This window comes from Pseudomonas sp. WOUb67 (assembly GCF_050058005.1).
GTDB lineage: Bacteria > Pseudomonadota > Gammaproteobacteria > Pseudomonadales > Pseudomonadaceae > Aquipseudomonas > Aquipseudomonas putida_R.
The window spans coordinates 4,226,757-4,251,591 of the sequence record NZ_CP170112.1 but is presented as its reverse complement, the minus strand read 5'-3'; the positions used below and the strand labels follow the sequence as shown (position 1 = coordinate 4,251,591).

General features: G+C 65.1%; 24 protein-coding genes. 22 read left to right on the top strand and 2 right to left on the bottom strand.

Features of this window, described 5'->3' with window-relative positions; all coding sequences use genetic code 11:
- Positions 1-154 precede the first annotated feature (154 nt).
- The 20 genes from ABOC32_RS18940 (at position 155) to qhpG (ending at position 19,002) form a co-directional block, all read left to right on the top strand.
- Positions 155-1,645, top strand: coding sequence for an ABC transporter substrate-binding protein (locus ABOC32_RS18940; RefSeq protein ID WP_426808379.1), 1,491 nt, complete (start codon positions 155-157; stop codon positions 1,643-1,645).
- A 12-nt stretch (positions 1,646-1,657) separates the two neighbouring features.
- On the top strand, positions 1,658-2,299 hold the full coding sequence (locus ABOC32_RS18935) for a SurA N-terminal domain-containing protein (RefSeq protein WP_426808378.1): 642 nt from the start codon (positions 1,658-1,660) through the stop codon (positions 2,297-2,299).
- A gap of 249 nt (positions 2,300-2,548) precedes the next feature.
- Positions 2,549-3,082 carry a response regulator gene (locus ABOC32_RS18930; protein ID WP_300021003.1) on the top strand — a complete coding sequence of 178 codons (534 nt, stop codon included), beginning with the start codon at positions 2,549-2,551 and terminating at the stop codon, positions 3,080-3,082.
- Between the two features lie 61 nt (positions 3,083-3,143).
- Complete coding sequence (locus ABOC32_RS18925) at positions 3,144-4,949, top strand: GspE/PulE family protein (RefSeq protein WP_426808377.1); 1,806 nt, start codon at positions 3,144-3,146, stop codon at positions 4,947-4,949.
- A complete protein-coding gene (locus ABOC32_RS18920) occupies positions 4,933-5,712 on the top strand; it encodes a hypothetical protein (protein ID WP_426808376.1) in 780 nt (259 codons plus the stop codon). The genes ABOC32_RS18925 and ABOC32_RS18920 overlap by 17 nt, the downstream gene beginning before the upstream one ends.
- A gap of 1 nt (position 5,713) precedes the next feature.
- The gene (locus ABOC32_RS18915) at positions 5,714-6,256 is read left to right on the top strand and encodes a pilus assembly protein (RefSeq protein WP_086977074.1); all 543 of its coding nucleotides are present in this window, start codon (positions 5,714-5,716) and stop codon (positions 6,254-6,256) included.
- Positions 6,243-6,806 (top strand): type 4a pilus biogenesis protein PilO, encoded by a 564-nt coding sequence (pilO, locus tag ABOC32_RS18910; protein ID WP_426808375.1) that lies wholly within the window; start codon positions 6,243-6,245, stop codon positions 6,804-6,806. The genes ABOC32_RS18915 and pilO overlap by 14 nt, the downstream gene beginning before the upstream one ends.
- Entirely contained in the window at positions 6,806-7,315 is a 510-nt protein-coding gene (locus ABOC32_RS18905; RefSeq protein WP_426808374.1) for a hypothetical protein, read from the top strand. The genes pilO and ABOC32_RS18905 overlap by 1 nt, the downstream gene beginning before the upstream one ends.
- Entirely contained in the window at positions 7,312-9,177 is a 1,866-nt protein-coding gene (locus ABOC32_RS18900; protein WP_426808373.1) for a secretin N-terminal domain-containing protein, read from the top strand. Before ABOC32_RS18905 ends, ABOC32_RS18900 begins: the two co-directional genes overlap by 4 nt.
- Positions 9,174-9,653 carry a type II secretion system protein gene (locus ABOC32_RS18895; protein WP_016499461.1) on the top strand — a complete coding sequence of 160 codons (480 nt, stop codon included), beginning with the start codon at positions 9,174-9,176 and terminating at the stop codon, positions 9,651-9,653. The genes ABOC32_RS18900 and ABOC32_RS18895 overlap by 4 nt, the downstream gene beginning before the upstream one ends.
- 5 nt (positions 9,654-9,658) lie before the next feature.
- Positions 9,659-10,033: a type II secretion system protein gene (locus ABOC32_RS18890; RefSeq protein WP_012272103.1), complete on the top strand. Its 375-nt coding sequence runs from the start codon at positions 9,659-9,661 to the stop codon at positions 10,031-10,033.
- A complete protein-coding gene (locus ABOC32_RS18885) occupies positions 10,008-10,535 on the top strand; it encodes a type II secretion system protein (RefSeq protein WP_426808372.1) in 528 nt (175 codons plus the stop codon). Before ABOC32_RS18890 ends, ABOC32_RS18885 begins: the two co-directional genes overlap by 26 nt.
- Positions 10,532-10,927 (top strand): curli production assembly/transport protein CsgE, encoded by a 396-nt coding sequence (csgE, locus tag ABOC32_RS18880; protein WP_043197482.1) that lies wholly within the window; start codon positions 10,532-10,534, stop codon positions 10,925-10,927. Before ABOC32_RS18885 ends, csgE begins: the two co-directional genes overlap by 4 nt.
- Complete coding sequence (locus tag ABOC32_RS18875; RefSeq protein ID WP_016487339.1) at positions 10,924-11,337, top strand: curli assembly protein CsgF; 414 nt, start codon at positions 10,924-10,926, stop codon at positions 11,335-11,337. Before csgE ends, ABOC32_RS18875 begins: the two co-directional genes overlap by 4 nt.
- 34 nt (positions 11,338-11,371) lie before the next feature.
- Complete coding sequence (locus ABOC32_RS18870) at positions 11,372-12,223, top strand: CsgG/HfaB family protein (protein WP_043197480.1); 852 nt, start codon at positions 11,372-11,374, stop codon at positions 12,221-12,223.
- 503 nt (positions 12,224-12,726) lie between these two features.
- A complete protein-coding gene (locus ABOC32_RS18865) occupies positions 12,727-12,969 on the top strand; it encodes a hypothetical protein (RefSeq protein WP_426811628.1) in 243 nt (80 codons plus the stop codon).
- 433 nt (positions 12,970-13,402) lie between these two features.
- Positions 13,403-15,313: a sigma-54-dependent Fis family transcriptional regulator gene (locus ABOC32_RS18860; protein ID WP_426808371.1), complete on the top strand. Its 1,911-nt coding sequence runs from the start codon at positions 13,403-13,405 to the stop codon at positions 15,311-15,313.
- A 3-nt stretch (positions 15,314-15,316) separates the two neighbouring features.
- Positions 15,317-17,050 (top strand): ABC transporter ATP-binding protein, encoded by a 1,734-nt coding sequence (locus ABOC32_RS18855; RefSeq protein ID WP_426808370.1) that lies wholly within the window; start codon positions 15,317-15,319, stop codon positions 17,048-17,050.
- Positions 17,040-17,717 (top strand): subtilisin-like serine protease QhpE, encoded by a 678-nt coding sequence (gene qhpE / locus ABOC32_RS18850; protein ID WP_426808369.1) that lies wholly within the window; start codon positions 17,040-17,042, stop codon positions 17,715-17,717. Before ABOC32_RS18855 ends, qhpE begins: the two co-directional genes overlap by 11 nt.
- Positions 17,710-19,002, top strand: coding sequence for a flavin-dependent monooxygenase QhpG (gene qhpG / locus ABOC32_RS18845; protein ID WP_426808368.1), 1,293 nt, complete (start codon positions 17,710-17,712; stop codon positions 19,000-19,002). The genes qhpE and qhpG overlap by 8 nt, the downstream gene beginning before the upstream one ends.
- 53 nt (positions 19,003-19,055) lie before the next feature.
- Here the strand turns inward: qhpG and ABOC32_RS18840 are convergent, their stop codons facing one another.
- Positions 19,056-20,297 carry an MFS transporter gene (locus ABOC32_RS18840; protein WP_426808367.1) on the bottom strand — a complete coding sequence of 414 codons (1,242 nt, stop codon included), beginning with the start codon at positions 20,295-20,297 and terminating at the stop codon, positions 19,056-19,058.
- A 250-nt stretch (positions 20,298-20,547) separates the two neighbouring features.
- Here ABOC32_RS18840 and ABOC32_RS18835 point away from each other — a divergent pair, with 250 nt between their 5' ends.
- Both ABOC32_RS18835 and ABOC32_RS18830 read left to right on the top strand, forming a co-directional pair.
- Positions 20,548-22,287: a sigma 54-interacting transcriptional regulator gene (locus ABOC32_RS18835; RefSeq protein WP_426808366.1), complete on the top strand. Its 1,740-nt coding sequence runs from the start codon at positions 20,548-20,550 to the stop codon at positions 22,285-22,287.
- A 194-nt stretch (positions 22,288-22,481) separates the two neighbouring features.
- Entirely contained in the window at positions 22,482-23,756 is a 1,275-nt protein-coding gene (locus tag ABOC32_RS18830) for a carbohydrate porin (protein ID WP_426808365.1), read from the top strand.
- A gap of 59 nt (positions 23,757-23,815) precedes the next feature.
- Here ABOC32_RS18830 and ABOC32_RS18825 read toward each other — a convergent pair whose 3' ends face one another.
- A complete protein-coding gene (locus ABOC32_RS18825; RefSeq protein WP_426808364.1) occupies positions 23,816-24,829 on the bottom strand; it encodes an alcohol dehydrogenase catalytic domain-containing protein in 1,014 nt (337 codons plus the stop codon).
- Positions 24,830-24,835: the final 6 nt, after the last annotated feature.

Genomic DNA, 24,835 nt, shown 5'->3' with positions numbered 1-24,835 from the left:
CTGTTGCTACCGGCCACATCGCCGGCAAGCCAGCTCCCACAGAAATTGCGCTGCCCATGAAAGCAGTGTTATCCCTGTGGGAGCTGGCTTGCCGGCGATGAGGCCAGAACAGTCTAAAGGCAGCATCAGCACAACATTGGGCCTGTTTTTTGGCATGATACTTGGCACTTCGGCCTTTGCCCTGGACCTGACCGAACACGAACAAGCCGGCAAGCGCCTCTACCGCGAGGGCATCTCCAGCAGCGATGCACAGTTGCAGGCCCGGGTCGGCGCCAGCGACATCAGTGTGCCCGCCAGCGTGCTGCCCTGCGCCAGCTGCCACGGCAACGACGGCCGTGGCCGCGCCGAAGGCGGCGTGCGCCCACCCAACCTGGACTGGCAACGCCTGGCACAAGGCCAGGGCACACGCGAAGCCAACGGCCGCAGTTACCCGGCGTATACCGATCGCAGCCTGGCCCGGGCCATACAGCATGGCGTAGACCCGGCGGGCAATCGCCTGGACCCGGCAATGCCACGCTTCGAACTGACCATGGCCGACCAGCGCAACCTTACCGCCTACCTGAAACGCCTGGCCGAGGAACGCGACCCCGGCATAGAGGAGGGCATACTGCGCCTGGGCACCCTGCTGCCGGCGTCCGGCCCGCTGGCCGAAGCCGGGCAGGTGGTACGTGCGGTGCTGGAAGACGGGCTGGCGCAACTCAACCAGCAAGGCGGCATTCACGGGCGGCGCCTGGAGCTGGTGGTGCTGGACCCCGGGTTCGACCCGGCCAGTGCCGAGCAAGCTTTGCAGCAGTTGCTGGAGCAGGAGCGCGTGTTCGCGCTGATTGCGCCGTTGGCCCCGATGCTCGGCCCGCGCCTGACTACCTTGCTGGCGCCACAGAATGTGCCCCTGATCGGCAGCACGCCCCGCAGTGGCGGCAGCGCACAGATCTTCGACCCGCTGCCCGGCCTACCTGCGCAATTGCTGAGCCTGGCGGGCCACGCCCGTGCTGGTTTGGGCCTGGCACCGGGCGACTTGCGCGTGGTGTACGCCGGCAACGAGCAGGCAGCGGCGGCCGAGCAGGTACGTGAGCGCCTGTTGCAGCAAGGCTGGGTAACCCCCGCCATCGAGGCCTTCGACGGCCAGGCCGTGGACGGGCAGGGCATCGTCTTCCTTGGCCGCGCCCAAGCATTTGCCGAGCTGGCGACGGTGTTGCAGGCAGCGGGGCGCCAGCCATACCTGTTCGCCGCGTCCAGCCAGGTGGCCGGCGCCGTGGCGCGCTTGCCCGAGCAATGGTCGCAACGGGTGTTCCTGGCCTACCCCTATGTGCCCGAAGACTGGACCGAGCAGGGCCTGGCCAACCTCGCCGGGCTGCAGCAACGCCAGGGCCTGGACCCACGCCAGGCGTCGTTGCAGGTCAATACCTTGTGCGCCCTGCGCCTGCTGAGCGAAGCGCTGAAACAGATTGGCCGTGACGCCAGCCGTGAACAGCTGATTGGCGCACTGGAAGGCTTGCACGATGTGTCTACCGGCCTGACCCCGGCGCTGGGCTTCGGCCCCGGTCGCCGCCAGGGCATGGCCGGTGCCCATGTGGTGGCGGTGGGCTTGCCCGGGCCGCGCTTTACCGCAGTTACCCCTTACCGGCCAGTGCCGGACAGCCTTTGAGCGGAGGTTGCCATGCGTATCGTGTTGCTGTGCCTGTTGCTGGTAATGGCCAAGGCCAGCTGGGCCGATGTACCTGCTGCACGGGTCAATGGCGTGGAGATCGGGTTGACGCGCCTGGAGCGCTATTTCAGCGAGTACCTGGCCGCCCAGGGCCGCGCGCTGACCAGCATCCGCAACCCGGGCCTGTACAAGCGCCTGCGCGATCAGGCGCTGAATGAACTGATCGACAAGGAGCTGCTGTGGCAGGAGGCGCGGCGCCAAGGCATCGCCATCAGCGACGCGCAGGTGTCCGCCCATGTCGGCGAGGTAGAAGCTGCGTTCGGCAGCCCGGCAATTTTCGAACGGCGTCTGGCAGAGGCGGGCTTTGATAGGGCACAGTACACTGAGTACACCCGGCAAGACATGGCGGCCCAGCAGGTGTATGCCCAGCTCAGCGCAGTCGACGCGCCGACCCCGGCCGAAGTGCAAGCATTCTATGAGGCCAACCGAGAAACACTGCAAGGAGCGCAGAACCAAAGTGATAACCCTTCGGTCATACACGAACAGGGCCTGGTCTTGGCCAGGGCCGCGCTCATCGGTCAGCGCGAGGCGCAAGCGCGCCAATCGGCACGCCAACGTTTGCGCGATTCCGCTAAAGTGGAGATCGCTGACTGAAGCCCCTGATAGCGTTTCCCCCAATGCTGGGGAATTAGGGTTTGGCAATGTGCCATCAGTTTCCCCGGTTGTGGGGAAGCGGGCGGGTGTGCCTGCCCGCCGTGTTTCGGGTGCTGGCTTGTACCTTTTGCAAATCAATGACTTACAGCGGTGCAACATGACTATTCACGCCTGGCACGAAGCCTGCTCAAGCTTGTACAAGGGCGCACTTCGCAGACCGGGTAACCGGGCAGTTCTTGGGAGTCGACCTTGGTGAACAGAGTATTGGTAGTCGATGACGAACAGACCCTTGCGCAGAACCTGCAAGCGTACCTGCAGGCGCAAGGCCTGGAAGTTCATGTTGCCCACGACGGTGCTAGTGGTATCGAGCAGGCTGAACGCCTGGCGCCACAAGTGATCGTGCTGGATTACCGCTTGCCCGACATGGAAGGTTTTCAGGTTCTGGAGGCTGTACGCAAGAACAGGCAGTGCCACTTCATGCTGATCACCGCCCACCCCACCGTCGAGGTGCGTGAGCGGGCCGCGGAGCTGGGTGTGAGCCATGTCCTGTTCAAGCCGTTCCCACTGGTGGAACTGGCCCGTGCAATCTTCGACCTGATGGGCATCGAGCGCCGGCGCAGGGCCACGGACAACCCGGCTGAAGGGTTCGTCGAACGACGCCAGAACAGGAACCAATCGTTCCCCCTGCAGTTGTACGATGGAAGCTGGGTGTTGGCTGACCGCCGCCGTAACGGCGCCAAGCCACCAGGGCCCGACGACGATCAACTGCTCACAGGGGAATAGCGGCGCCCGCACCCCTGGCTGAGCCAGCCTGCGACGCGCCCCCTGAGCGGAGTCGCAGGCCATGCCAGAAGCATTCGATGCAACCCGGGATTTGCAACAGCCTGCACCGGCCTCTTCGCGGGTAAACCCGCTCCCACAGGTTCTCTGCAAACCTGAAGATAACGGAAGCCTTGTGGGAGCGGGTTTACCCGCGAAAGGGCCGGCACAGGTAAAACAAGACCAGGCTTACCCCCGCGATCTTTTGGCCCAGGCCCGCCTGCAAGCCAGCGACGAGCGCTTGCTCAACTGCCTGGAACGCCTTGCTTGCGACAGCCCCGATACCTTCACCCGTCGCCTGGGCCTGACCCTGCATTACCCGGTGCTGGACAGCCACACCCTGCTGGCCAGCAGCCCACGCTTCGACAAGGTCAGCCTTGCCGCGTGCCTGAAGCGCGAATTCGTGCTGATCGAGCAGGGCGGCCAGCTGTTGGGCGTGTTCGCCGACCCCTTCGACCCCGCCCGCCTGGCCTGGATCGACGATGTGCTGCAAGGCGCACCGCTGTACCTGGCCCACGCCGCCGAACTGGCCACCTTCCTGGCCCGCCACGAAGAAAGCTTCCACGCCGTCGATGCCCTTGACCATGACGCCGAGGCCAGCAGCGAAGGCGACCCGCTGCAACGCCTGTCGCTGGCCAGCATCAGCGAAGACCAGAGCCGCGTGGTCAAACTGGTCAACTCCACCCTGTACGACGCCCTCAAGCTGCACGCCAGCGACATCCACCTGGGCATGACCGGCCAGGGCCTGACCATCAAGTACCGCATCGACGGTGTGCTCAACGGCGCCGGCAAGGCCAGTGGCAGTGCCTTTGCCGACCAGGTGATCTCGCGCATCAAGGTCATGGCCGAGCTGGACATCGGCGAAAAGCGCGTGCCCCAGGACGGCCGCTTCAAGGTTGCCGTGGGCGACCGGCAAATCGACTTCCGGGTATCGATCATGCCCAGCATCTTTGGCGAAGACGCGGTGCTGCGGGTGCTCGACAAGCAGGACTTGTCCGACCGGGTCAGCGGCGTGCAACTGCAGGCCCTGGGCTTTGCCGACGAAACCCTGCGCGCCCTGCGCCGGCTGGCTGCCGAACCCTACGGCATGATCCTGGTCACCGGCCCCACCGGCAGCGGCAAGACCACCACCCTGTACGCCATGATCAGCGAGATCAACCATGGCGTGGACAAGATCATCACCATCGAAGACCCGGTCGAGTACCAGCTGCCCGGCGTGTTGCAGATCCCGGTCAACGAGAAGAAGGGCCTGACTTTCGCCCGTGGCCTGCGCTCGATCCTGCGCCACGACCCGGACAAGATCCTGGTGGGTGAAATCCGCGACCCGGACACCGCGCAAATTGCCGTGCAGTCGGCGCTTACCGGCCACCTGGTGTTCACCACCATCCACGCCAACAACGTGTTCGACGTGATCGGCCGCTTCAGCCAGATGCAAGTCGACCCCTACAGCTTCGTTTCTGCACTGAACGCAGTGCTGGCCCAGCGCCTGATTCGCCTGGCCTGCACGCATTGCTCCAGCCCCTGCGAAGTGGACGACGACACCCTGTATGGCTCGGGCCTGACCCGCGAGGGCGTGGCCGGCTGGAAGTTTGTCCGCGTGCAGGGCTGCGGCCAGTGCCGGGGCAGTGGCTTTCGCGGCCGCAGCGCGATCGCCGAGTTGCTGCACCTGGACGACGACCTGCGGCAGATGATCGTCGAGCGCCGCCCCCTGTCGCAAATCAAGACACTCGCCTGCCAGCGCGGCCTGCGCCTGCTGCGGGCTTCGGCCCTGGACCTGGTCCGTGATGGCCGCACCACCCTTGAGGAGATCAACCGTGTCACATTCATCTGATCGTTTCTGCGCTGTTTTAGGCGCCGAGGGTGTCGGCTTGGGTTGCTGGCACAAACACCAACACCAATGGCTGGGCAGTCGCGAGTTCAGTTGCGACGCCGCCCAGCCCGCCTGGGAAGCCGCCGTCGATGCGCTGGCCGCGCTGTTGGCCGAGCATGCCGTAAGGGGCGCCCAGTTGCGGGTGCTGCTGTCGGCCCGCTACAGCCGCTTCTGCCTGGTGCCCTGGAGTGATGCCATCGGCCACCCGCGCGAGCTGGACGCCTATGCCCGGGCCTGCTTCGAAAACCTCTACGGGCAGCCGCTGGACGACTGGCGCATCGTGCTGTCGCCCGAGCCTGCCGGTGCCGCCCGCATCGCCACGGCGCTGCCCGAAGCCCTGCTGCAACGGTTGCAGGGCCTTGGCCGGGAAAGCCGCCTGAGCCTGCGCTCGGTGCAGCCGTACCTGATGGCGGCCTACAACCGCTGCTCGCCACAGCTGGAGCAGGGCGACTTCCTGTTTGTGCTGGCCGAGCCGCGCCGCAGCGTGCTGCTGCTGGCCGCCGGCGGCGCCTGGCAGCAAGTGCTGGCGCAAGGCTGTGCTGACAGCGACCAGGCCCTGCAAGCGTTGATCGAGCGCACCTGCGAGCTGTATGGCGAGCACCTGCCACGGGTGTACCTGCATGCCCCGGGCCGGGGCGACGTGCCGCAACTGGCGGCGGTGCAGCTGTGCCAGCCGGCCAGCGAAGCCGACCCCCTGTGCGCCATGTGGCGGGCGGTGGCCTGACATGCGCCGCCTCGAACTGGAGTTCCAACCCCGGCGCAGCGGCCCGCTGGCCTGGTCGCTGCTGGCCCTGGGCAGCGCCATGGTCGCCGGCCTGGTACTGCTGCAACAGAATTTGCAGACCGAGCAGGTAGACCTTGAGGCCAGCGTGCACAGCCTGGAGCTGCAACTGGGCCGCCGCCCGGCCACCGTGGCCCCGCAAAGCACTGCTGCGAGCCGTGAGCAGGCCGAGCGGCTGGCCCAGATGCGCAGTGTGTCGCAACAACTGCAACGCCCCTGGCAGCAGCTGTTCGCCATGCTCGAAGCTTTGCCGCAGGACGATGTCGCGCTGCTCGGCCTGACCCCGGACGCGCGCAAGGGCCAGGTTCGTATCGCCGCTGAAGCACGCAACCTGGAAGCGATGCTGCAGTACCACCAGCGTCTGGAAGCCAGCGATGAGCTCAGCGATGTATCGCTGCTCAACCACGAAGTGTTGGCCGCGCAGCCCGAGCACCCGGTGCGCTTCACCCTCACCGCCACCTGGGAGACTGGCCATGCGCGCCCTTGAATCGCTGAACAGCCTGATTCTCCAGGAGCGCCTGCGCCGCGTCGGCCCGGTAGGCCTGGCCGCCATCGCCGTGGGCGTGCTGGCGCTGGGCGTGGTGTGCGCCGGGGTACTGCCGCAGTGGCAGAGCGTACGCGAGCTGCGCGCCACCGAAGCGGACGCCAGTGTGCAGGTCGGGCGGGTCAAGCGTGGCGAGGTGAAAATCGCCGTCAAGCCCGAGCAGCAGGCCCTCGACAGCCTTCGCCAGCAACTGCCGGGGCAGCCCCAGGCCAGCGAGCTGATCGAGCGCCTGTACCACCTGGCCAGCGCCGAGCACATCAGCCTGGCGCGCGGTGAGTACGCCTTGGGCATCGATCCCAAGACCCAGCTGGCGCGCTACCAGATCGTACTGCCGGTGCGCGGCAGCTACCCGCAGATTCGCGCCTTTATCAAAGGCCTGCTGAAGCAGCTGCCGACCGTGGTGCTGGAAGACCTCGAACTGCAACGCAAACGCATCGGCGACAGCGAGCTGAATGCCCGCCTGCGCATGACCCTTTACCTGTCGAGGTCGTGATGAACACACAGCGTGCAGTCATCTGGGCCGGCTTCCTCGGTTTGAGCGCGGCGTTGGCGTGGGCACCGGGCCATTGGTTCGGTCAGGAAGACGGTGTTGCGGCCTTCGCAGGTAAACCCGCTCCCACAGGGGCTGTGGGCGCCGCCGAACCTGTGGGAGCGGCTTCAGCCGCGAAAGGGCCGGAACAGGCCTCCAGAGACTTGTTCCCAACCCAGCAATGGACCAAACCCCAAGCCCTGGCCACCGTCACCGAACAACCCGTGGCAGTTGCGCCCGTCGTGGCCGCAGCGCCGACCGCACCGGAGCTTCCGTTCCAGTTCATCGGCCGCATGGGCAACAACGACGACCTGCAGATCTTCCTGCAGAGCGGCGAGAAACTCTACGTCGTGCGCCAGGGCGACGTCATCGAAGACACGTATCGCCTCGATCGGGTATCGGCCAGCGAACTGAGCCTGGTCTACCTGCCTTTGCACCAGTCGCAGACCTTGTCTGTCGGGAGCGCACCATGAAGTCGTCAAAGCTGTGCAAGCCTGCTCCGTTCCTGCTGTTGGCGTTGTGCGTGGCCATTGCCGGCTGCGGCTCCAGCGCGGTACGCAAGGACAGCGACCAGTTGATGAAGGAGGGCCAGTACGAAGCCGGCATCGCCCGGCTGGAAGAAGCCCTGCGCGAGGACCCGCGTGATACCGAGCTGAACATTTCCCTGGCCCACAGTCGGCAGGCTGCGGTTGAGGCGCTGATCACACAGGCTGACGCCGACCGCATCCGCCATGACTTTGCCAGCGCCCGCATGGGGTATGGCCGAGTGCTGACCCTGGAACCGAACAACCGCCGCGCCCAGGAAGGAATCCGCCAGCTGGAGCTGATCCGCACCCTCGACGAGCGCGTCGCCCTGGGCCAGGCAGCATTACGCCAGGGCGACCTGTTCGGCGCCGAGCGCTACACCCGCGAAGTGCTGCGCCTGGACCCGCAAAACCAGAAGGGCATGGCCCTGCGCAGCGACATCGAGAACGTCCAGGCGCGCACCGCGCAACCCTTCCCGCAGCTGCGCAGCAAGCTGGACCGGCCGGTCACCCTGGAGTTTCGCGATGCCAACCTGAAGACCATTTTCGAGGTGCTGTCCCAGGTCGCCGGCATCAACTTCATCTTCGACAAGGACATGCGCCCAGACATGAAGGCCACCATCTTCGTGCGTGAAGTGCGCATAGAGGACGCCGTGGCGCTGCTGCTGGAGCAGAACCAGCTGCGCCAGAAGATCGTCAACGACAACACCCTGATGGTCTACCCCGACTCGCCGCAAAAGACCAAGGACTACCAGGAACTGGTCATGCGCACTTTCTACCTGACCAGCATCGACGCCAACACCGCGCTGAACATGGTCAAGACCATGCTCAAGACCCGCGACGTGTTCGTCGACGAGCGCCTCAACACCCTGACCATGCGCGACACCCCCGATGCCGTGCGCATGGCCGAAAAGCTGCTGCAGTCGCAGGACCAGTCCAACCCCGAAGTGGTGCTGGAAGTGGAGGTGATGGAAGTGGCCACCTCGCGCATCCTCGACCTTGGCCTGCAATGGCCCAACACCTTCGGCGTACTGACTTCCGACGGCAAACCAGTCAGCGTGCTCGACCAGCTACGCGGCATCGACTCCAGCCGCATCAGCATCGGGCCGGCCCCGCAGGCTAAGATCAATGCCTCGGACAAAGACATCAACACCTTGGCCAGCCCGGTGATTCGCGTCAGCAACCGTGAGCAGGCGCGCATTCACATCGGCCAGCGGGTGCCGATCATCAGCGCCACTTCGGTACCGTCCACCCAAGGCCCGGTGATCACCGAAAGCGTCACCTACCTGGACGTGGGTCTCAAGCTTGAAGTGCAACCCACCGTGCACCTGAACAACGAAGTGGCGATCAAGGTGGCCCTGGAAGTGAGCAACGCCACCCCACTGGAGGCCACCCGCCAGGGCACCATCCCGGTCCAGGTCGACACCCGCAACGCCCAGACCACCCTGCGCCTGCACGATGGCGAAACCCAGGTTCTGGCCGGCCTGGTGCGCGATGACCACAACGCCAGCGGCAACAAGATCCCGGGGTTGGGTGACATCCCGGGCCTGGGCCGGCTGTTCGGCAGCAACAAGGACGACATGAGCAAGAGCGAGCTGGTGCTCGCGATCACCCCGCGCATCGTGCGCAACCTGCCGTACCAGAGCCCGTCGGACATGGAGTTCTCCACCGGCACCGAGTCGGCCATGCAGGTACGCCAGATGGCACCGCTGCCGCCAATGGACGTGCCCGGCAACGCGCCGACCACCGACGCCCCGGTCGTGAACAGCCAGATGGCGGTCGCCCCGGTCAACGGGAGTCCGCGGCCATGAAAGCCCGGCGCCGCATGCAGGGCTTCAGCCTGATCGAAGTGGTGCTGACCCTGGCATTGCTCGGGCTGCTGGCCAGCATGGCCGCGCCGCTGACCGAAACCGTGGTGCGCCGCGGCAAGGAGCAGCAACTGCGCGAGGCGCTGTACCAGATTCGTGATGCCATCGACGCCTACAAGCGGGCCTTCGACGCGGGCTACATCGAGAAGCGCCTGGATGCCAGCGGCTATCCGCCGAACCTGCAGGTGCTGGTGGACGGCGTGCGCGATGTGCGCAGTGCCAAGGGCGCCAAGTTCTACTTCCTGCGGCGCATCCCGCATGACCCGCTGGTGGCGGCCAAGGATGAAGACGAAGGTGGCTGGGGCCTGCGCGCCTATGACAGCAGCCCCGACAACCCGCGCGAAGGCGAAGACGTGTTCGACGTGTACTCCAGGGCCCGTGGCAAAGGCCTCAACAGCATCCCTTACGGGCAATGGTGACAGCCATGAAACGCAGCAAAGGCTTCACCCTGATCGAACTGCTGGTGGTCATGGCGATCATCGCCACGCTGATGACCATCGCCATGCCGCGCTACTTCAACAGCCTGGAAAGCTCTCGCGAAGCCACCCTGCGCCAAAGCCTGGCGGTGCTGCGCGAGTCGCTGGACCACTACTACGGCGACACCGGCCACTACCCGGATTCGCTGGAGCAACTGGTGGAGCAACGTTACCTGCGCAACACTCCGGTCGACCCGATCACCGAGCGCAGCGATGCCTGGCAGCTGGTGCCACCACCCGAGGGCGTGGCCGGCGGTGTGGCCGATATCAAGAGCGGTGCCACAGGGAGGGCGCGTGATGGCAGCCTCTTCGCTGAGTGGTAAGGCCGACGGCGGCTTCACCTACCTGGGCGTGCTGCTGCTGATTGCGGTCAGCAGCGTGGCGTTGGCCGCCACTGGCACGATCTGGGCCAGTGCCGCCCAGCGCGACCGCGAACGCCAGCTGCTGTGGGTGGGCAGCCAGTACGCCCAGGCCCTGCGCAGCTACTACCGTGCCTCGCCGGGCCTGGCCCAGTACCCGCAGGAACTGGCCGACCTGCTGCAGGACAACCGCTTCCCGCAGGCCCAGCGGCACATTCGCCGGCTGTACCCCGACCCCATTACCAACAGCGACGAATGGGGCCTGCTGCGTGCGATCGACGGCCGCATCACCGGCGTGTACAGCCGCTCGGACGCCACCCCGTTCAAGCACAGTGGCTTCAGCGCCGAATGGAGCGGTTTCGAAGGGCTGGAACACTACAGCGACTGGCAGTTCGTCGCCGAACAGGCCTTCAGCGAAAGTGCCGGCGGCGTGCAGACCCACAGCGGCCCGGGAGACACGCCATGAATACCTTGGCTGCGCTGTGCCTGGGCCTGCTGCTGGCGTTGGCCACTTCGGCCAAGGCCGGGAGCGAAGACGAGATGCAGGGCTTCATCGTCGACAACACCATTTCGCACATCGGCCACGACTTTTACTACTACTTCGCCGACCGCCTGCGCGCCACCAGCCGCCTGGATTTCAACCTGGTGGTACGCGAACGCCCGGATGCCCGCTGGGGCAGCCTGGTCACCGTGGAGTTCGAGCGTGAAGTGATGTACCGCCGCTTCCTGCCACCGAACACCACCGAACTCAAAGACGAGGCCGTGGCAGCCGCCGACCTGGTCAAGCAGCAAATTATTCAACGCAAGCTGCAACGCCTGCTACAGGACACCACCGACTTGGAGAGGGACGAGCTATGAACCACCGCATTCCACGTTGCATTGCCGCCTGCCTGCTGGCCAGCGCTTGCGCTGCCCAGGCCACCGAGCTGGTGTACACCCCGGTCAACCCGGCCTTTGGCGGCAACCCGTTGAACGGCACCTGGCTGCTGAACAACGCCCAGGCGCAGAACGATTACGACGACCCCGACCTCAAGGACCGTGCCTCGGCCTTTACCGGCACCACGGCCCTGGAACGCTTCAGCAACCAGCTGGAGTCGCGGATGTTGTCGCAGTTGCTGGACAACATCAGTAACGGCAGCACCGGCAGCATGGCGACCGATGCGTTTCTGATCGACGTCATCGACGATTCCGGGGCCTTGAGCATCAAGGTTACCGATCGTGCCACAGGAGAAATTTCGATCATTGAGGTCAGCGGCCTGAACCCCTGAGAGGGAAGGGCTTTTATGTTGGGGAGAGAACACCATGAAACGTCTGCTGAGCACGCTGCTGATCCTCACCGCCCTGGGCCTGCAAAGTGGTTGCAGCCTGCGCGAACCCATGTCGGCCGAACAGGACTCGGAAACCCCGACCCTGACCCCTCGGGCCTCGACTTATTACGACCTGATCAACATGCCACGGCCCAAAGGCCGGCTGATGGCCGTGGTGTATGGCTTTCGCGACCAGACCGGGCAGTACAAGCCCACCCCGGCCAGCTCGTTCTCCACCAGTGTCACCCAGGGCGCGGCCAGCATGCTGATGGACGCCCTGAGCGCCAGCGGCTGGTTCGTGGTCCTGGAGCGTGAAGGCCTGCAGAACCTGCTGACCGAGCGCAAGATCATCCGTGCTTCGCAAAAAAAGCCTGATGTGGCGGAAAACATCATGGGCGAACTGCCACCGCTGCAGGCTGCAAACCTGATGCTGGAGGGCGGCATCATCGCCTACGACACCAACGTGCGCAGCGGCGGCGAGGGCGCCCGCTACCTGGGTATCGATATCTCCCGCGAGTACCGGGTGGATCAGGTGACCGTGAACCTGCGCGCCGTGGATGTGCGCACCGGGCAGGTGCTGGCCAACGTGATGACCAGCAAGACCATCTACTCGGTCGGCCGCAGCGCCGGGGTGTTCAAGTTCATCGAGTTCAAGAAGCTGCTGGAAGCCGAGGTGGGCTACACCACCAACGAACCGGCGCAGCTGTGTGTGCTGTCGGCGATCGAGTCTGCGGTAGGGCACTTGCTGGCGCAGGGGATTGAACGGCGGTTGTGGCAGGTGGCCGGGGATCCAGCGGATGGCAAGGCAACGGTGGACAAGTACCTGAGCCAGAATCAGCAGCCGTGATCGACCTTGAGGGCCTCTTCGCGGGCACGCCCGCTCCCACAGGTACTGCGTCGCCTTTGAGATCACGCTATCCCTGTGGGAGCGGGCGAGCCCGCGAAGAGGCCGGTGCAGCCAACAGAAGTGTTACTGCGTATACCCTCAGCTTGAATCCCCTCTCTGACCCCGGTAGTCTTTGCCCGCTGCTGTCAATCCAGCAGCCGGGTTTGGTAGCCCGCGATCAATCAAGGCGCACAAGCGCCCGCTCTGCGATACAGTTGGCGCTTTTTTGTGCCCGGCTGTTTCGTTTTATGGCGGCTGTGCGTAGGGCGCCTCCGTGCGCGCCGGTTTCCTTGATTCCCGGTCTACCAACCTGCGTACAGCCGTCACCCATTCGTTTGGTAGCGATCTGTGGCGGCTCCAGTGAATCAAGGAGCGACACAATGACAAAAGGCTTACCTGATCCCCCCGCCCGCGCCACCACGGCGGCCTCCAGTTTCTCGACCTGCGAATGCAGCCATCCGCCGCTGTTTGCCGTGCGGTCGGGGGTGGACTACGAAGATGCGCTGGTGCATCTGTCCACGCTGCTCAAGGGGGCCTTTGCGACCAACCTCAAGGCGTTGGAGCTGGCTAAGGGGACCTGCCGCGATCTGCTGTTGAGCAATGACCATGGGCTAGATTCGGCCAAGGCGGTGGTGGAGGCGTTGCTGGATGGGGTGGAGGGGCAACAGTTGGCCGGGCAGGGGAAGACGCCGATTCAGGGTGCTTGAGGGCCGACTTGGGGCCTGCGTATGGGCTTCCAGGTGTCTGCCGATAGAGGTTTGGCGCCTGTGAGATCGAGCGCCGCCCGCGCGGCGCTTCGCGAGCTACGCTCGCTCCTACGTTTGTTTCGGGCCAGTAACGCCTGTGACAGGCGCGCGCGACCGCCTTGTTTGGACGACGCGATATCGAGCCATGCGCCAAGGCGTTCGCCCGCAAATCCCACAGGCCTAATTGGCCCGAAACAAACGTAGGAGCGAGCGTAGCTCGCGATGCGCCGCGCGGGCGGCGCTCGATCTGCGCCCCACCCGAAAACCCAAGCCATACACCCCCAGCTATACCCCAACCCATCAACCAGATGACGCCCAGCCTTTTCTCCCGCACACTGCGGAAAATTCCCAAGCCCGTACCCCGCTACCTTGCGGGGCACAGCCGGAGTAGAAAATGGCGCGACAACTAATAACAAACGCCCACGACCCGTTGCACGAATCCCGCCAGGCCCGCCTGAAGCTGGCCAGCGAAGGCGAACTGCCGCTGGGCATGCTGCGCGACGAGATTGACGCGTCCTGGCGGCGCAGCCTGGGCCATGGCCTGGATTGCCTGCAGGGCGAACAGGTCGGCCTGGGCCTGGAGCAGGGCCACGACCTGCGCATGCTGCTGGAGCGCAATCGCCTGCTGGTCGACGCCGTTACCCCGGAGCTGGACTACCTGGTTGCACGCCAGGGCAAGGCGGGCATCGTCATCCTTGGCGACGCCCAGGCCAACGTGCTGGCCATCGAAGGGCAGACCCACGTGCTCAGCCGCGAGGGCCTGCGCGACCTGCACCCGGGCAGTTGCTGGAGCGAGTCGCTGCGCGGCACCAATGCCATCGGCACGGCCGTGGTGGAAGGCCGGCCGACGCTGATCAACTGCGGCGAACATTACCTCGACCGCCTCAGCCCGTTTTCCTGCACCTCGGTGCCCCTGCGCGACCCGCGTGGCGAGGTGATCGGTGTGCTGGACATCACCCGCGAAGGGGTGATGGCGCAGCCACAGGACAGCCTGTCGACGCTGATGCTGGCCGCCGGCAATATCGAAAGCCGTATGTTCGGCCTGTGCCACCCGGACCAACTGGTGCTGGCCTTCCACAGCCGCCCGCAATACCTCAACAGTGCCTGGCACGGCCTGCTGGCGCTGAGCCTGGACGGCGAAGTGCTGGCCGCCAACGACAGTGCCTGCCAGTTGTTGCAGGTGCCGCGCCATGAGCTGATCGGCCGGCGCAGCACGGACCTGCTCGGCGAGCGTTCACCTGCATTTATCGCACGCCTGTGGCAGGGCGGGGTGAGCAGTGTGCAGACGGCCAAGGGCGAGTTCTACTTCCGTGCCTTGCAGCTGCCGCGCCATGGCCGTGTCAATGGCAGCGTGCCGGCCAGCAAGCCGACGCTGAGCAAGCAGTCGCCGGCACTCGACGCCCTGGCCGGTGGCGACCCACGGCTGGCGCGCAACCTGCGCATGGCCCGCCAGGGGCTGGGCAATGGCCTGCCGGTGTTGCTGCTGGGCGAGACCGGTACCGGCAAGGAAGTGGTCGCCCGGGCCTTGCACCAGGCCAGCCCGCGCGCCGAGAAACCGTTTGTGGCCGTCAACTGCGCAGCCATCCCCGAAGGCTTGATCGAATCCGAGCTGTTCGGCTACCGCGAGGGTGCGTTCACGGGATCGCGCCGAGGCGGCATGGTCGGGCGGCTGATGCAGGCCCATGGTGGCACGCTGTTCCTTGACGAAATCGGCGACATGCCGCTGGCCCTGCAGGCGCGCCTGCTGCGGGTATTGCAGGAGCGCCGGGTGGCGCCGTTGGGGGCGGGCGACGAACAGGACATCGATGTGGCGCTGATCTGCGCCACCCACCGCGACCTCAAACGCCTGGTGCTAGAGCAGCACTTTCGCGAAGACCTGTACTACCGGGTCAACGGCGTGTCGCTGCGCTTGCCGGCGCTGCGTGAACGCGATGACCTGGCCGCCATTATCCAGGGCCTGCTGGACAAGTCCGATGCCCGTGGGGTAACCCTCGACCCGGCGTTGACCACATTGCTTGAAGGCTTCGACTGGCCGGGCAACATCCGCCAGCTGGAAATGGTCGTGCGCACGGCCCTGGCCATGCGTGAGGACGGCGAGCAGGTGCTGACCCTGGACCACCTCACCGATTGCCTGCTGGACGAACTGGCCAGTGGCACGGCGCCCTCCGGCAGCCTCAAGGACAACGAGCTGGAATTGATTCGCGGCGCCCTGGCGCGCCACCAGGGCAACGTTTCGGCCGCAGCCGAGGCACTGGGGATCAGCCGGGCGACGTTGTACCGCAAGCTCAAACAGTTGCGCGGCTGAACCATGGGCCCATTGTTCGCAAGGCTGGTCGACTCCAGCGACCCTGTACTCATGCGCCAGGCGTTGGCCTGGCTGTATGGTTTCGTCCGCCCCCATCGGCGCGCCATCGGGCTGTTGCTCGGCTTGTCGCTGGGCGCCTCGCTGCTGGCGCTGGCGCAACCCTGGCTGGTCAAGACGCTGATCGACGAAGGGCTGCTGGCCAAGGATTACCAGACCCTCTGGCACATGGCGGCGATCATGATCGGCGCGGGCCTGCTGGGCACGGTGCTGGCCGGGGTCAACCGCTACCTGCATACGCGCCTGTCGGGGCGCATCCTGTTTGCCCTGCGTGATGACCTCTACCGCCACCTGCAGCAGTTGTCGCCGACGTTCTATGGGCGGCGGCGCATGGGCGACATTCTTTCGCGGCTGGATGGCGATGTGGCGGAGATCCAGCGCTTTGCCGTGGATTCGCTGTTTTCGGCGGTGTCAGCGGTGATCGGCCTGGTGGGCGCGGTGGCGTTGATGCTGATGCTGTCGTGGCAGCTGTCGCTGCTGCTGGCGCTGCTGGTGCCGATCGAGGTGCTGTGGCTGCGCTGGATGCGGCGCAAGGTGGAGCGCGAAGTGCGCAACCTGCGCGAGCGTTCGGCGGATGTGTCGTCGTTCCTGGTCGAGACCTTGCCGGCGATGAAGTTCATTCAGGCCGCCGGCCAGCAGGGTCGTGAGGCAGGGCGGCTGGATCAGCTTGGCCAGGGTTACATGCGCCAGTTGCTGAAGGTGCAGGTGACCGAGTTTTTCACCCAGGCCATCCCCGGCACGCTCACTTCGTGGTGCCGCGCTTGCGCGTTTCTGGTCGGCGGCTGGTGGGTGATCCAGGGGACGTGGCAGTTGGGTGCACTGATCGCATTCTCCACTTACATGGGCATGGCGGTAGGCCCGGTGCAGAGCCTGCTGGGCCTGTATGTGGCGGTGCAGCGCATGGCGGTGAGCCTGGGGCGGGTGATGGAACTGAAGCGGGAGGCCGTGGCCGTACGCCCGGCTGACAACCCGCAGCCGATTCCCGACGGGCCGGGCGAACTGCGTCTTGAGGCGCTGAGCTTTGCCCACGAAGGGCGGCAAGGGGCGGTGCTGAGCAACGTGCAGGTGTGCGTGCCGGGCGGGCTGAAGGTGGCCATCAGCGGTGCTTCGGGGGTGGGCAAGTCGACCCTGATCGACCTGCTGCAACGTTTTTATGACCCGGACGCCGGGCGCATCCTGCTGGATGGCGCCGACCTGCGCGACCTGGACCTGGCTGCGCTGCGCCGTCGTATAGCTGTTGTCAGCCAGGACATCGTGTTGTTCCGTGGCACGCTGGCGCAAAACCTGGCCTACGGCGTGCCGGAAGCCAGCCGTGCAGAGCTGGAGCGCGTAGTGCGCCTGGCACGGCTGGACAGCCTGGTCGAAAGCCTGCCGCTGGGCTTGGACGGCCTGCTGGGTGAGCGGGGCCAGCAGTTGTCCGGCGGCCAGAAGCAACGCATTGCCATCGCCCGTGCGGTGCTGCAAGCCCCGGCGATTCTGGTGCTGGACGAGGCCACCTCGGCAGTGGACGAAGCCACCGAGCGCGAAGTGATCGCGGCCATCGACCAACTGTTCGCCGGCCGCACGCGCATCCTGATCAGCCACCGTGCTTCGACCCTGGCCGATGCCGACCTGCACTTGCAGTTGCATGACGGCCAGTTGCAGGTGCTGCCGCAGGAGGTGATCAAGCATGGGCACTGACGTACGCATTGGCATCATCGACAGTGGCTGTGCGCCGCAGCAGGCCCGCGGTTTGCTGGGCGCCCGGCGTTTCTGGCTGGAGGACGGCCAGCTGCGTGAAGGAGAAATGCTGCCCGACCAGCTAGGGCATGGCAGTGCGGTACTTGCCAGCTTGCAACGTGAGGCCGGGCCGATGCCGGTGCTGGTCGCCCAGGTATTCAGTGCCCAGGCCAGTACCAGTGCCTTGCAAGTGGCTGCGGCGCTGCTGTGGCTGGTGGAGGCGGGGGCTACGCTGGTCAACCTTAGCCTCGGCTTGCAGCAAGACCGACCTGTGCTGCACCAGGCCTGTAGCGAAGCGCTGGCTGCCGGTGTGCTGCTATGTGCATCCAGCCCGGCACAGGGTGGACCGGTGTACCCGGCCAGCTATCCCGGGGTGCTCCGGATTACCGGCGATGCGCGTTGCGCGCCCGGCCAATGGTCGTGGCTTGGCACCCGGCAGGCGGACTTTGGCGGTTATGTAGGTGCGGGCGGCAGAGCGGGCGCGAGCTTGGGCTGTGCGGCCTTGAGCGGGAGAATTGCGGCGTTGCTGCGTGACGAGCCGGGTATGGACCGCCAGCAGATCCATGACTGGTTGCGCGATCACGCGACGTTCATCGGCCCTGAGCGGCGAGGTGCCAGCCATGGCTGATGCGCGCATTGTAGTGCTGGGTGCCGGCCCTGCGGGTGCTGCCACGGCCATTGGCCTACGGCGGCTGGGCTACACCGTGACGGTGGTGTCGCAGTGGCGCCGTTTCGCGGCAGTTGAAGGGGTTTCGCAGCGGGTGCTGGAGGGCTTGCGGCATGCGGGCCTTGGCGGGGCCTTGAGCCAGGCGGCCATGCCGGCTACCCGGCAGGTGCACTGGAATGGCCAGCACCTGCACATGAACCAGGAATTTCTGCTGGATCGACAACGGTTTGACCGGGCGCTGCGCGACGACCTTCAGCGTGCAGGCGTGAGTGTGGTCGAGGGGCGTGTGCGTGAGGTCGTGCACGAGGGCAGTCATCATGTTCGTCTGGACGATGGGCAGGTACTGATTGCTGATTTCCTCGTCGAGGCCCGAGGCCGCCAAGCACCGCTGGCTGCGGACCGCCTGCGCGGGCCGGAAACCGTCAGCCTGCTCAATGCCTGGCAGGGTAGCCCCGCAGCGCCTGCCTCGGCAGTGGAGAGCCTGGAGGATGGTTGGGCGTGGATGGCGCGGCTGGAGGATGGCCGCTGTTACTGGCAAGTCACGCTGGACGCCGCGGGGTTGCCGGGCAAGTCCGAGCTGGCCGCCTACTGCGCTGAGCGCCGAGGCCAGAGTTCTCTTGTAGCCGAACTGTTCGGTGCGCGAGCGCTGGAGCCAGCGCAAGTGCATGCACGCAGCAGCACGGCAATTTTGGCGGGCGATTGCGTCGGGGAGGATTGGCTGCGGGTAGGTGATGCCGCCATGGCGGTTGACCCCTTGTCGGGGAACGGCATTTTCCAGTCACTGTCTTCCGCGCTGCAGGCGCCTGTGGTGATCAACACCTTGCTGCGCAAACCCGAACGCGCAGGGTTGGCGCGCCAGTTTCATCAGCAGCGGATCAAGCAGCTGTTCCTGCGCTTTGCCCGCATCGGCCGGGATTTCTATGCCCAGGAGCAACGCCGGGCGCTGCAACCGTTCTGGGCCCGGCGCCAGGGTTGGCCGGATGCGCAGCCGCTGCACCTGAGCGCCGACTGGCGCGCGGTGCGTGTGGCGCGGCAGCCCGTGCTACGTGACGGGCTGGTGGATGAAGCCGAGGTCGTGGTGACGGCAGACCAGCCGCTGGGGGTTTGGCATTTGCAAGGTGTGGAGCTGGCGCCGATCGTTCGCGGGCTACAGGCTGGCCAGGCGCTCAGTGCTGTGCTTGCAGGGCAGCAGGTCGAGCATCAGAAAATGCTCCGACGTTGGCTCACTGAGCAGGGCTATACCTGAGAATCCGGGGCTGCATGGCGGCCCCAGGATCCGGGATCAGAGCCTCTGAGCCGCTATTCGCTTACCGCCGTCAGGTTATTGCGCCCAACCGTGCGCAGCGGGGCGGTTTCTATCAGGCCCAACCCCAACACCCCAACCACGATTGCGCACCCCGCCTGCAGCAGCAACGGGGCGCCGAGGCCATGAAGGTCCGCTAGCCAGCCACCCAGCACGGGGCTTAACACGCCGCCGACCACTTCACCCATGCCCATCACCAGCCCGACGCAGGCGGCGATGCGATGAACAGGTACGGTTTCCGATGGGATGGTAGCCATGAAGATCGGCGCCACACCACTGGCCGACCAGGTAATGAACAACACCGCGCAAAGCATCCAGAACGGCCCTTCAAAGTACAGCGCAGCCAGCGGCGTGAGCGCCCCGATCAGGGAGAACACCACCACCACAGTGCGCCGGCCCAAGCGGTCGGAAAGCGCAGGCACGATGAAACTGCAGAGGGTCGCGCTGGCCCCCAGCACGCTCATCAGGATGCCCATGTCGGTAGAGCTGAACTGCCGCGCGTTCATGTAGTACACCGGCATGAACGCCCAGCCCAGCACCATCCAGGCCACGTAGAAGCACGCGATGAGCATGCTCAACCAGACGTTGCGATAACGCAGCAGTTCGACAAGCGAGCCCGCTTCTGCGGGCTGCGAAGCGGGCTGTGCAACGACTACATCCTTGGGCTCGCGCACGTACTTCCAGATCATGCAAGCGGCGATCAACCCGGGGATGCCCGCAACGATAAACGCAAGGCGCCAGTGGTAGTGGCTGGCAATTGCCACCAGCAGCAGGGGCGCGATGCAAGAGCCCAGCAGGTTGCTGCCAAAGTTCTGCATGATGCCCATGTTGTGGCCGCGGCGGCTTGCCGTGGAGTTCATCGCCATCAGGGTTTGCGAGATGGGCAGTATCGGGCCTTCGGCCACCCCCATCAGCAGGCGGGCAGCCAGCAGCATGAAGAAGGTGCTGGCCAGCCCGGAGAAGAACGAGCACACCGAAAACACGATCACGGCCACCAGCAGGTACGGCTTGCGGCGCCCGCTGCGGTCGGAGCGGGCACCCAGCAGGTACCCGGACAGTGCCCAGGTCAATGACAAGGCCGATACCAGCAGGCCGATCTGGGTGTTGCTCAAAGACAGGTCGGCGGCCACGAAGGGGGCCAGGAAACTCATGGCATTACGGTCGAAGAACACAAAACCGAAACTGAGGCTGAGCACGAACAGCAAGCGGTTTTCGTAGGAAGAGAACCAGCGGCGCATGGTGTATCTCCTGCATGATTATTGTTATTGGATTACGCGACGTTCAAAGGCGTCCGCCAGCAGGTAATAGCAAACGCCAGGCCAATCGCGGCGGGCGGCACCAAGCCCTTGAATGCCGGGCTGTGAGCGGAGGCTGCAGTGGCGCAAGCCTTGATCTTTGTTGATCAAGCTGGCAAAAGTTGATGATCAAAAACGGCCTCGCCATCGCGTAGCACCACACCTGCGCAGAACAAGAACAACAGGAGAAGGTATGAGTCGTTCATCCACCGTGGCACCCCGCGAAACCGTGTCGCGGGCCCCTCAGGCCTATGAAACCAGCAGCCCGACCCCGGCCGACCTGCGTCGCTACCTGCGGTTTTCGGATGAGGATGCGCGTATCTGGCTGGATGACCAGAGCATGGTCATGCTGCACGCCAGCGCGCTGGGTGCGTTGCGCCGCGAGTTGATCGAAAGCGTGGGGCGCGAAGGCGCGCGGCGTATCCTGATGCGCATCGGCTATTCAGCGGGTAGCCAGGATGCCGCGCTGGTACGCAAGCGCTGGCCGGCCTCGGACGAGCGCAGCTCGTTCATCGCCGGCGGCCGGCTGCATGCGTTGCAGGGTGTGGTGCGGGTGGAAACGGTCGACCTTGACCTGGACATTGAGCGCGGCCACTTCCACGGCGAATACCTGTGGCACGATTCGCGCGAAGCCCATGAGCACATTGCCCATTACGGGGTTGGCGACGAGGCCGCATGCTGGATGACCCTGGGCTATGCAGCGGGTTATGCCAGCGCCTTTATCGGCAAGCTGGTGGTGTACCGCGAGGTCGAATGCGTGGCCGCCGGCGGGCGCTGCTGCCGGATTGTCGGCGATACGGCAGATCGCTTGCCCGATCATGAACACGGCGCCGAGCAGCGCTACTGGGACCCTTCGCACTTCATTCAGATGAACTCGATCTGGTCGCCATCCGAGGGCGAGGCGGTACAGCCTGCCTGCACGGCCAGCAGCTTGCCGCTGCAGGACGACATGGTCGGTATTTCTGCTGCGTTCAGCGTTGCCCGTCATCAAATTGCGCAAGTGGCACCCACCCGTGCCACGGTGCTGTTCAGCGGTGAATCGGGGGTGGGCAAAGAGGTGTTTGCCAAGGCGCTGCATCGGCTCAGCCCGCGCGCCCAACAGCCGTTGGTGGCCGTCAACTGTGCGGCTTTGCCGGAAAGCCTGCTGGAGGCCGAGCTGTTTGGTGCCGAAAAAGGCGCCTACACCGGCGCAACGCAGGCGCGTGCCGGTCGCTTCGAGCGGGCCTCTGGCGGCACGCTGTTCCTGGATGAAATCCAGGCGTTGAGCATGAGCGCGCAAACCAAGCTGCTGCGCGCCTTGCAAGAGGGGGAAATCGAGCGGGTGGGGGGCAACCGGCCGATCAAGGTCGACCTGCGGGTGATTGCTGCGACCAACGCCAACCTGCGCGAGGCAATTGCCCGTGGCACCTTCCGCGAAGACCTGTTCTTCAGGCTGAACGTGTTCCCCATCCACCTGCCACCGTTGCGCGAGCGACGGGATGACATCCCGCTGCTGATGGAGCACTTTTTCAAGCACTTCACCCAACTGCACGGCAAGCAGGTTACCGGGTTCAGTGCCCGGGCCGTGGAAGCGCTGCTCAACTACAGCTACCCCGGCAACGTGCGAGAGCTGCAAAACCTGGTGGAGCGCGGTGTAATTGCGGCGCCCGGGCAAGCGGCCATCCGCACCCAGCACCTGTTCCCCTCCGGTGAGCAGGCGCCCCGCACCGGGCTGGGTGTGGGCGGTGACGGCAGCCTGTGCAAAGCGGCCAGCGAGCCTGACCCGCAGGGCTCGCCCATGGCCGAGCTCAAGCACGCTATCCACAACCAGCAGCTGGAACAATACCGGCTGGTGCTGCAGGCCTGTAATGGCAACTTGTCCGCCGCCGCCCGGCAACTGGGCATCAGCCGCCCGCAACTGGCCTACCGCCTGAAGGCACACGGGCAGGGCTGAGTTGATCATCGAGCTTGATCAAAGCGGATCAATTTGATCAAGCCCGGTCACGTGTCCCGTTTAGAAAACCCCATGGCACAGGGCGTTTCGCCGCGTTCAGGGGGCTGGCACAGCCCTTGCGATGCACCTGGCGCGACTTCCTGAAGCGGTAGTTTCAGGCCGCACTTCATAACAACAAAAACAGAGAGTGCATCATGAATGCTCAACCGAGCGGCACCTGGGTGCCTGGCGTTCGCGTTACCGCCTTGTCCATTGCATTGACCGCCTTCGCGTGTGCTGCCCACGCACAGGAGGCGCTCAAGCTGGACCTGCAAGTGTGGAACCTGTCGGTGAAAAACCTCGATACCGGCCCCGACCCTTACCACTATGCCAACAGCGGCAACGTGTTTGCCGGTGTCGAGGGCGACCTTGACGCACTGGCCAACATCGCCGGGGCATCGTTCAGTTTGCAGTACGTGTTCTTCCCGTTCATGCGGGGCGAGGGGCAGCCCGCCCAGGACAGTTGGCAGGGCAAGGCCGGGAGTTTCTTTGCCGGGGCACCGATGCACAACGACATCGATACCGGCTACCTGGCCCGCTTCACCTGGAACCAGCGCCTGTTGCAGGACCGCCTGGAGCTGGCAGTAGGCCGCAGCAATGCCCGTCAGCACTTCTACATGGCCAACTGTGAAAACGTGATCACCTGCAACGACCCGGTCATCGATAACTCCACCGGTATCCTGCCGTACCCCTATGGCAGTTGGGGTGGCTACGGCCGGTACCGTTTTGATTCAGGTTACTACCTGCACAGCGGGGTGTTCGAGTCCAACCCCCAGCACTACTTCAAACGTACCAAGGGCTTTGACTGGGACCCGGGTGACGCCAGCGGCGTGACCTGGCTGGCCGGGGTAGGGGCGAAAGCGGATTTTACCCAGGACCCGTATGCGTACCATTACGAACTGAACGGTTTTCATAACACCGGCGAACAGATCGATCCCATGGACGGCCACTTGCGCAGGGGGAGCGATGGGCTGCTGTTCAAGTTCCGCCAGACATTGGCCAGAGAAGGCGAGGCCGCTGTGCCCGAGCGGGGCTGGCAGGTGTTTGGCGCCTGGTCCTGGAGCGCCGATGACATGCAGCCGTTTTCCCATTTTGCCGAAGTTGGCGTGACCCGGCTTGGCCCGTTCGGTCGGCCGCAGGATACGTTGAACCTCAAGGCCAGCTACCTGCGCCTGGGGGCGCGCCAGGCAGCCTGGCAACAGCACGCGCGCCTGCTGGCTACTGGCAACGATGAGCGTACGCGCCGCGGTGTATCGCGCATCGAGCTCAACACCCACTGGCAAGTCACCCGCAACCTTGCCCTGGAGCCCAGCGTGCAGTACATCTTCAACCCGGACAACTTCTACAACCCCGGCGCGCCAGTGAGTGGCGACGGTGCGGTGATAGCCCTGGAGGTCATGTACAACCTCGGTTCGGCACTCGGTTTGTAGGGCCTGAACGCAAACCTCCCGCCGAAGCGGGAGGTTTTTACCGGTGGCAATTGAAGTGATCAGGCCTGCTGGGGCGCTACCATGACCTTGCATTGATGCTGGTGTTGGCGCAGCGCTTCGAATGCCTGCGGCATCTCGGCCAGCGACACGGTTTCGCTGACCATCGTCAGCGGGGTGGCATCCGGGCCGTCAAGCACGTCTACAGCGGCGCAGAACTCGTCCATGTTGAAAAACGCCGACATGATCAGGTTCACCTCCTTGGACACAGCCTGGAACGGCATGAACCTGTCCGCGACCGTGCACAGCCCAAGCACCACCACCGTACCCCGTGGGCGCACATGGTCGATGGCCTGGGCAATCAGGCCTGGGCGGCCGACGCACTCGAACACGATATCGGCTGCGCCGCCCAGGCTTTGCGCAACACGCGCAGGCAGTGCGCCGTCGTCCACCAGAAAGTGTGTCGCCCCAAGGTGCAAGGCGCGCTCGCGCTGCCAGTCGCCCAGGTCGGTGATGGCGACCGCGGCTGCGCCGAGGCGCCTGGCCCAGTAGGCCACCGCCAGGCCGATAGCCCCTGCGCCCAGAACCAATACCTTCGCGCCAGGCTTGAGCCCTGCGCGCATTACCCCGTGCAAAGCCACGGCAAGGGGCTCGGCCAGGGCGCTGTCCTTAAGCCCGACACTGCTGGGAATGACCCGGCACTGGTGGCCCTTGGCAGTTGCCCACTGCGCAAAACCACCCCCCTGCAAGCTGAACGCCGCGCACCAGGCGGGCTCACCGCGCAGGCAACTGCTGCACTGGCCACAACCGCGCAATGGCGCCACGGCCACTGCATCACCGATTTTCAGGTTGTTGACCTGTTTGCCACACTCAACCACACGCCCGCTGTACTCATGGCCCAGCACGCTGCCTGGGGCGATATCGAAAGCAGGGTCCTGGGTCATGTGCAGGTCACTGCCGCAGATGCCGCAACGGCACACCTCTATCAGCACTTCGTCGGCAGCGGGCACCGGCATCGCAACCGTGCCCAATTGCAGGGGCTGGTTCAGCCCCTTGAACAGAATCGCTTGCATCATCGCCTC

Coding starts and splice junctions, on each gene's coding strand:
- ABOC32_RS18940 (WP_426808379.1), top strand. CDS start 155: ATGATACTTGGCACTTCGGCCTTTGCCCTGGACCTGACCGAACACGAA.
- ABOC32_RS18935 (WP_426808378.1), top strand. CDS start 1,658: ATGCGTATCGTGTTGCTGTGCCTGTTGCTGGTAATGGCCAAGGCCAGC.
- ABOC32_RS18925 (WP_426808377.1), top strand. CDS start 3,144: ATGCCAGAAGCATTCGATGCAACCCGGGATTTGCAACAGCCTGCACCG.
- ABOC32_RS18915 (WP_086977074.1), top strand. CDS start 5,714: ATGCGCCGCCTCGAACTGGAGTTCCAACCCCGGCGCAGCGGCCCGCTG.
- pilO (WP_426808375.1), top strand. CDS start 6,243: ATGCGCGCCCTTGAATCGCTGAACAGCCTGATTCTCCAGGAGCGCCTG.
- ABOC32_RS18905 (WP_426808374.1), top strand. CDS start 6,806: ATGAACACACAGCGTGCAGTCATCTGGGCCGGCTTCCTCGGTTTGAGC.
- ABOC32_RS18900 (WP_426808373.1), top strand. CDS start 7,312: ATGAAGTCGTCAAAGCTGTGCAAGCCTGCTCCGTTCCTGCTGTTGGCG.
- ABOC32_RS18895 (WP_016499461.1), top strand. CDS start 9,174: ATGAAAGCCCGGCGCCGCATGCAGGGCTTCAGCCTGATCGAAGTGGTG.
- ABOC32_RS18890 (WP_012272103.1), top strand. CDS start 9,659: ATGAAACGCAGCAAAGGCTTCACCCTGATCGAACTGCTGGTGGTCATG.
- ABOC32_RS18885 (WP_426808372.1), top strand. CDS start 10,008: ATGGCAGCCTCTTCGCTGAGTGGTAAGGCCGACGGCGGCTTCACCTAC.
- csgE (WP_043197482.1), top strand. CDS start 10,532: ATGAATACCTTGGCTGCGCTGTGCCTGGGCCTGCTGCTGGCGTTGGCC.
- ABOC32_RS18875 (WP_016487339.1), top strand. CDS start 10,924: ATGAACCACCGCATTCCACGTTGCATTGCCGCCTGCCTGCTGGCCAGC.
- ABOC32_RS18870 (WP_043197480.1), top strand. CDS start 11,372: ATGAAACGTCTGCTGAGCACGCTGCTGATCCTCACCGCCCTGGGCCTG.
- ABOC32_RS18860 (WP_426808371.1), top strand. CDS start 13,403: ATGGCGCGACAACTAATAACAAACGCCCACGACCCGTTGCACGAATCC.
- ABOC32_RS18855 (WP_426808370.1), top strand. CDS start 15,317: ATGGGCCCATTGTTCGCAAGGCTGGTCGACTCCAGCGACCCTGTACTC.
- qhpE (WP_426808369.1), top strand. CDS start 17,040: ATGGGCACTGACGTACGCATTGGCATCATCGACAGTGGCTGTGCGCCG.
- qhpG (WP_426808368.1), top strand. CDS start 17,710: ATGGCTGATGCGCGCATTGTAGTGCTGGGTGCCGGCCCTGCGGGTGCT.
- ABOC32_RS18840 (WP_426808367.1), bottom strand. CDS start 20,297: ATGCGCCGCTGGTTCTCTTCCTACGAAAACCGCTTGCTGTTCGTGCTC.
- ABOC32_RS18835 (WP_426808366.1), top strand. CDS start 20,548: ATGAGTCGTTCATCCACCGTGGCACCCCGCGAAACCGTGTCGCGGGCC.
- ABOC32_RS18830 (WP_426808365.1), top strand. CDS start 22,482: ATGAATGCTCAACCGAGCGGCACCTGGGTGCCTGGCGTTCGCGTTACC.
- ABOC32_RS18825 (WP_426808364.1), bottom strand. CDS start 24,829: ATGATGCAAGCGATTCTGTTCAAGGGGCTGAACCAGCCCCTGCAATTG.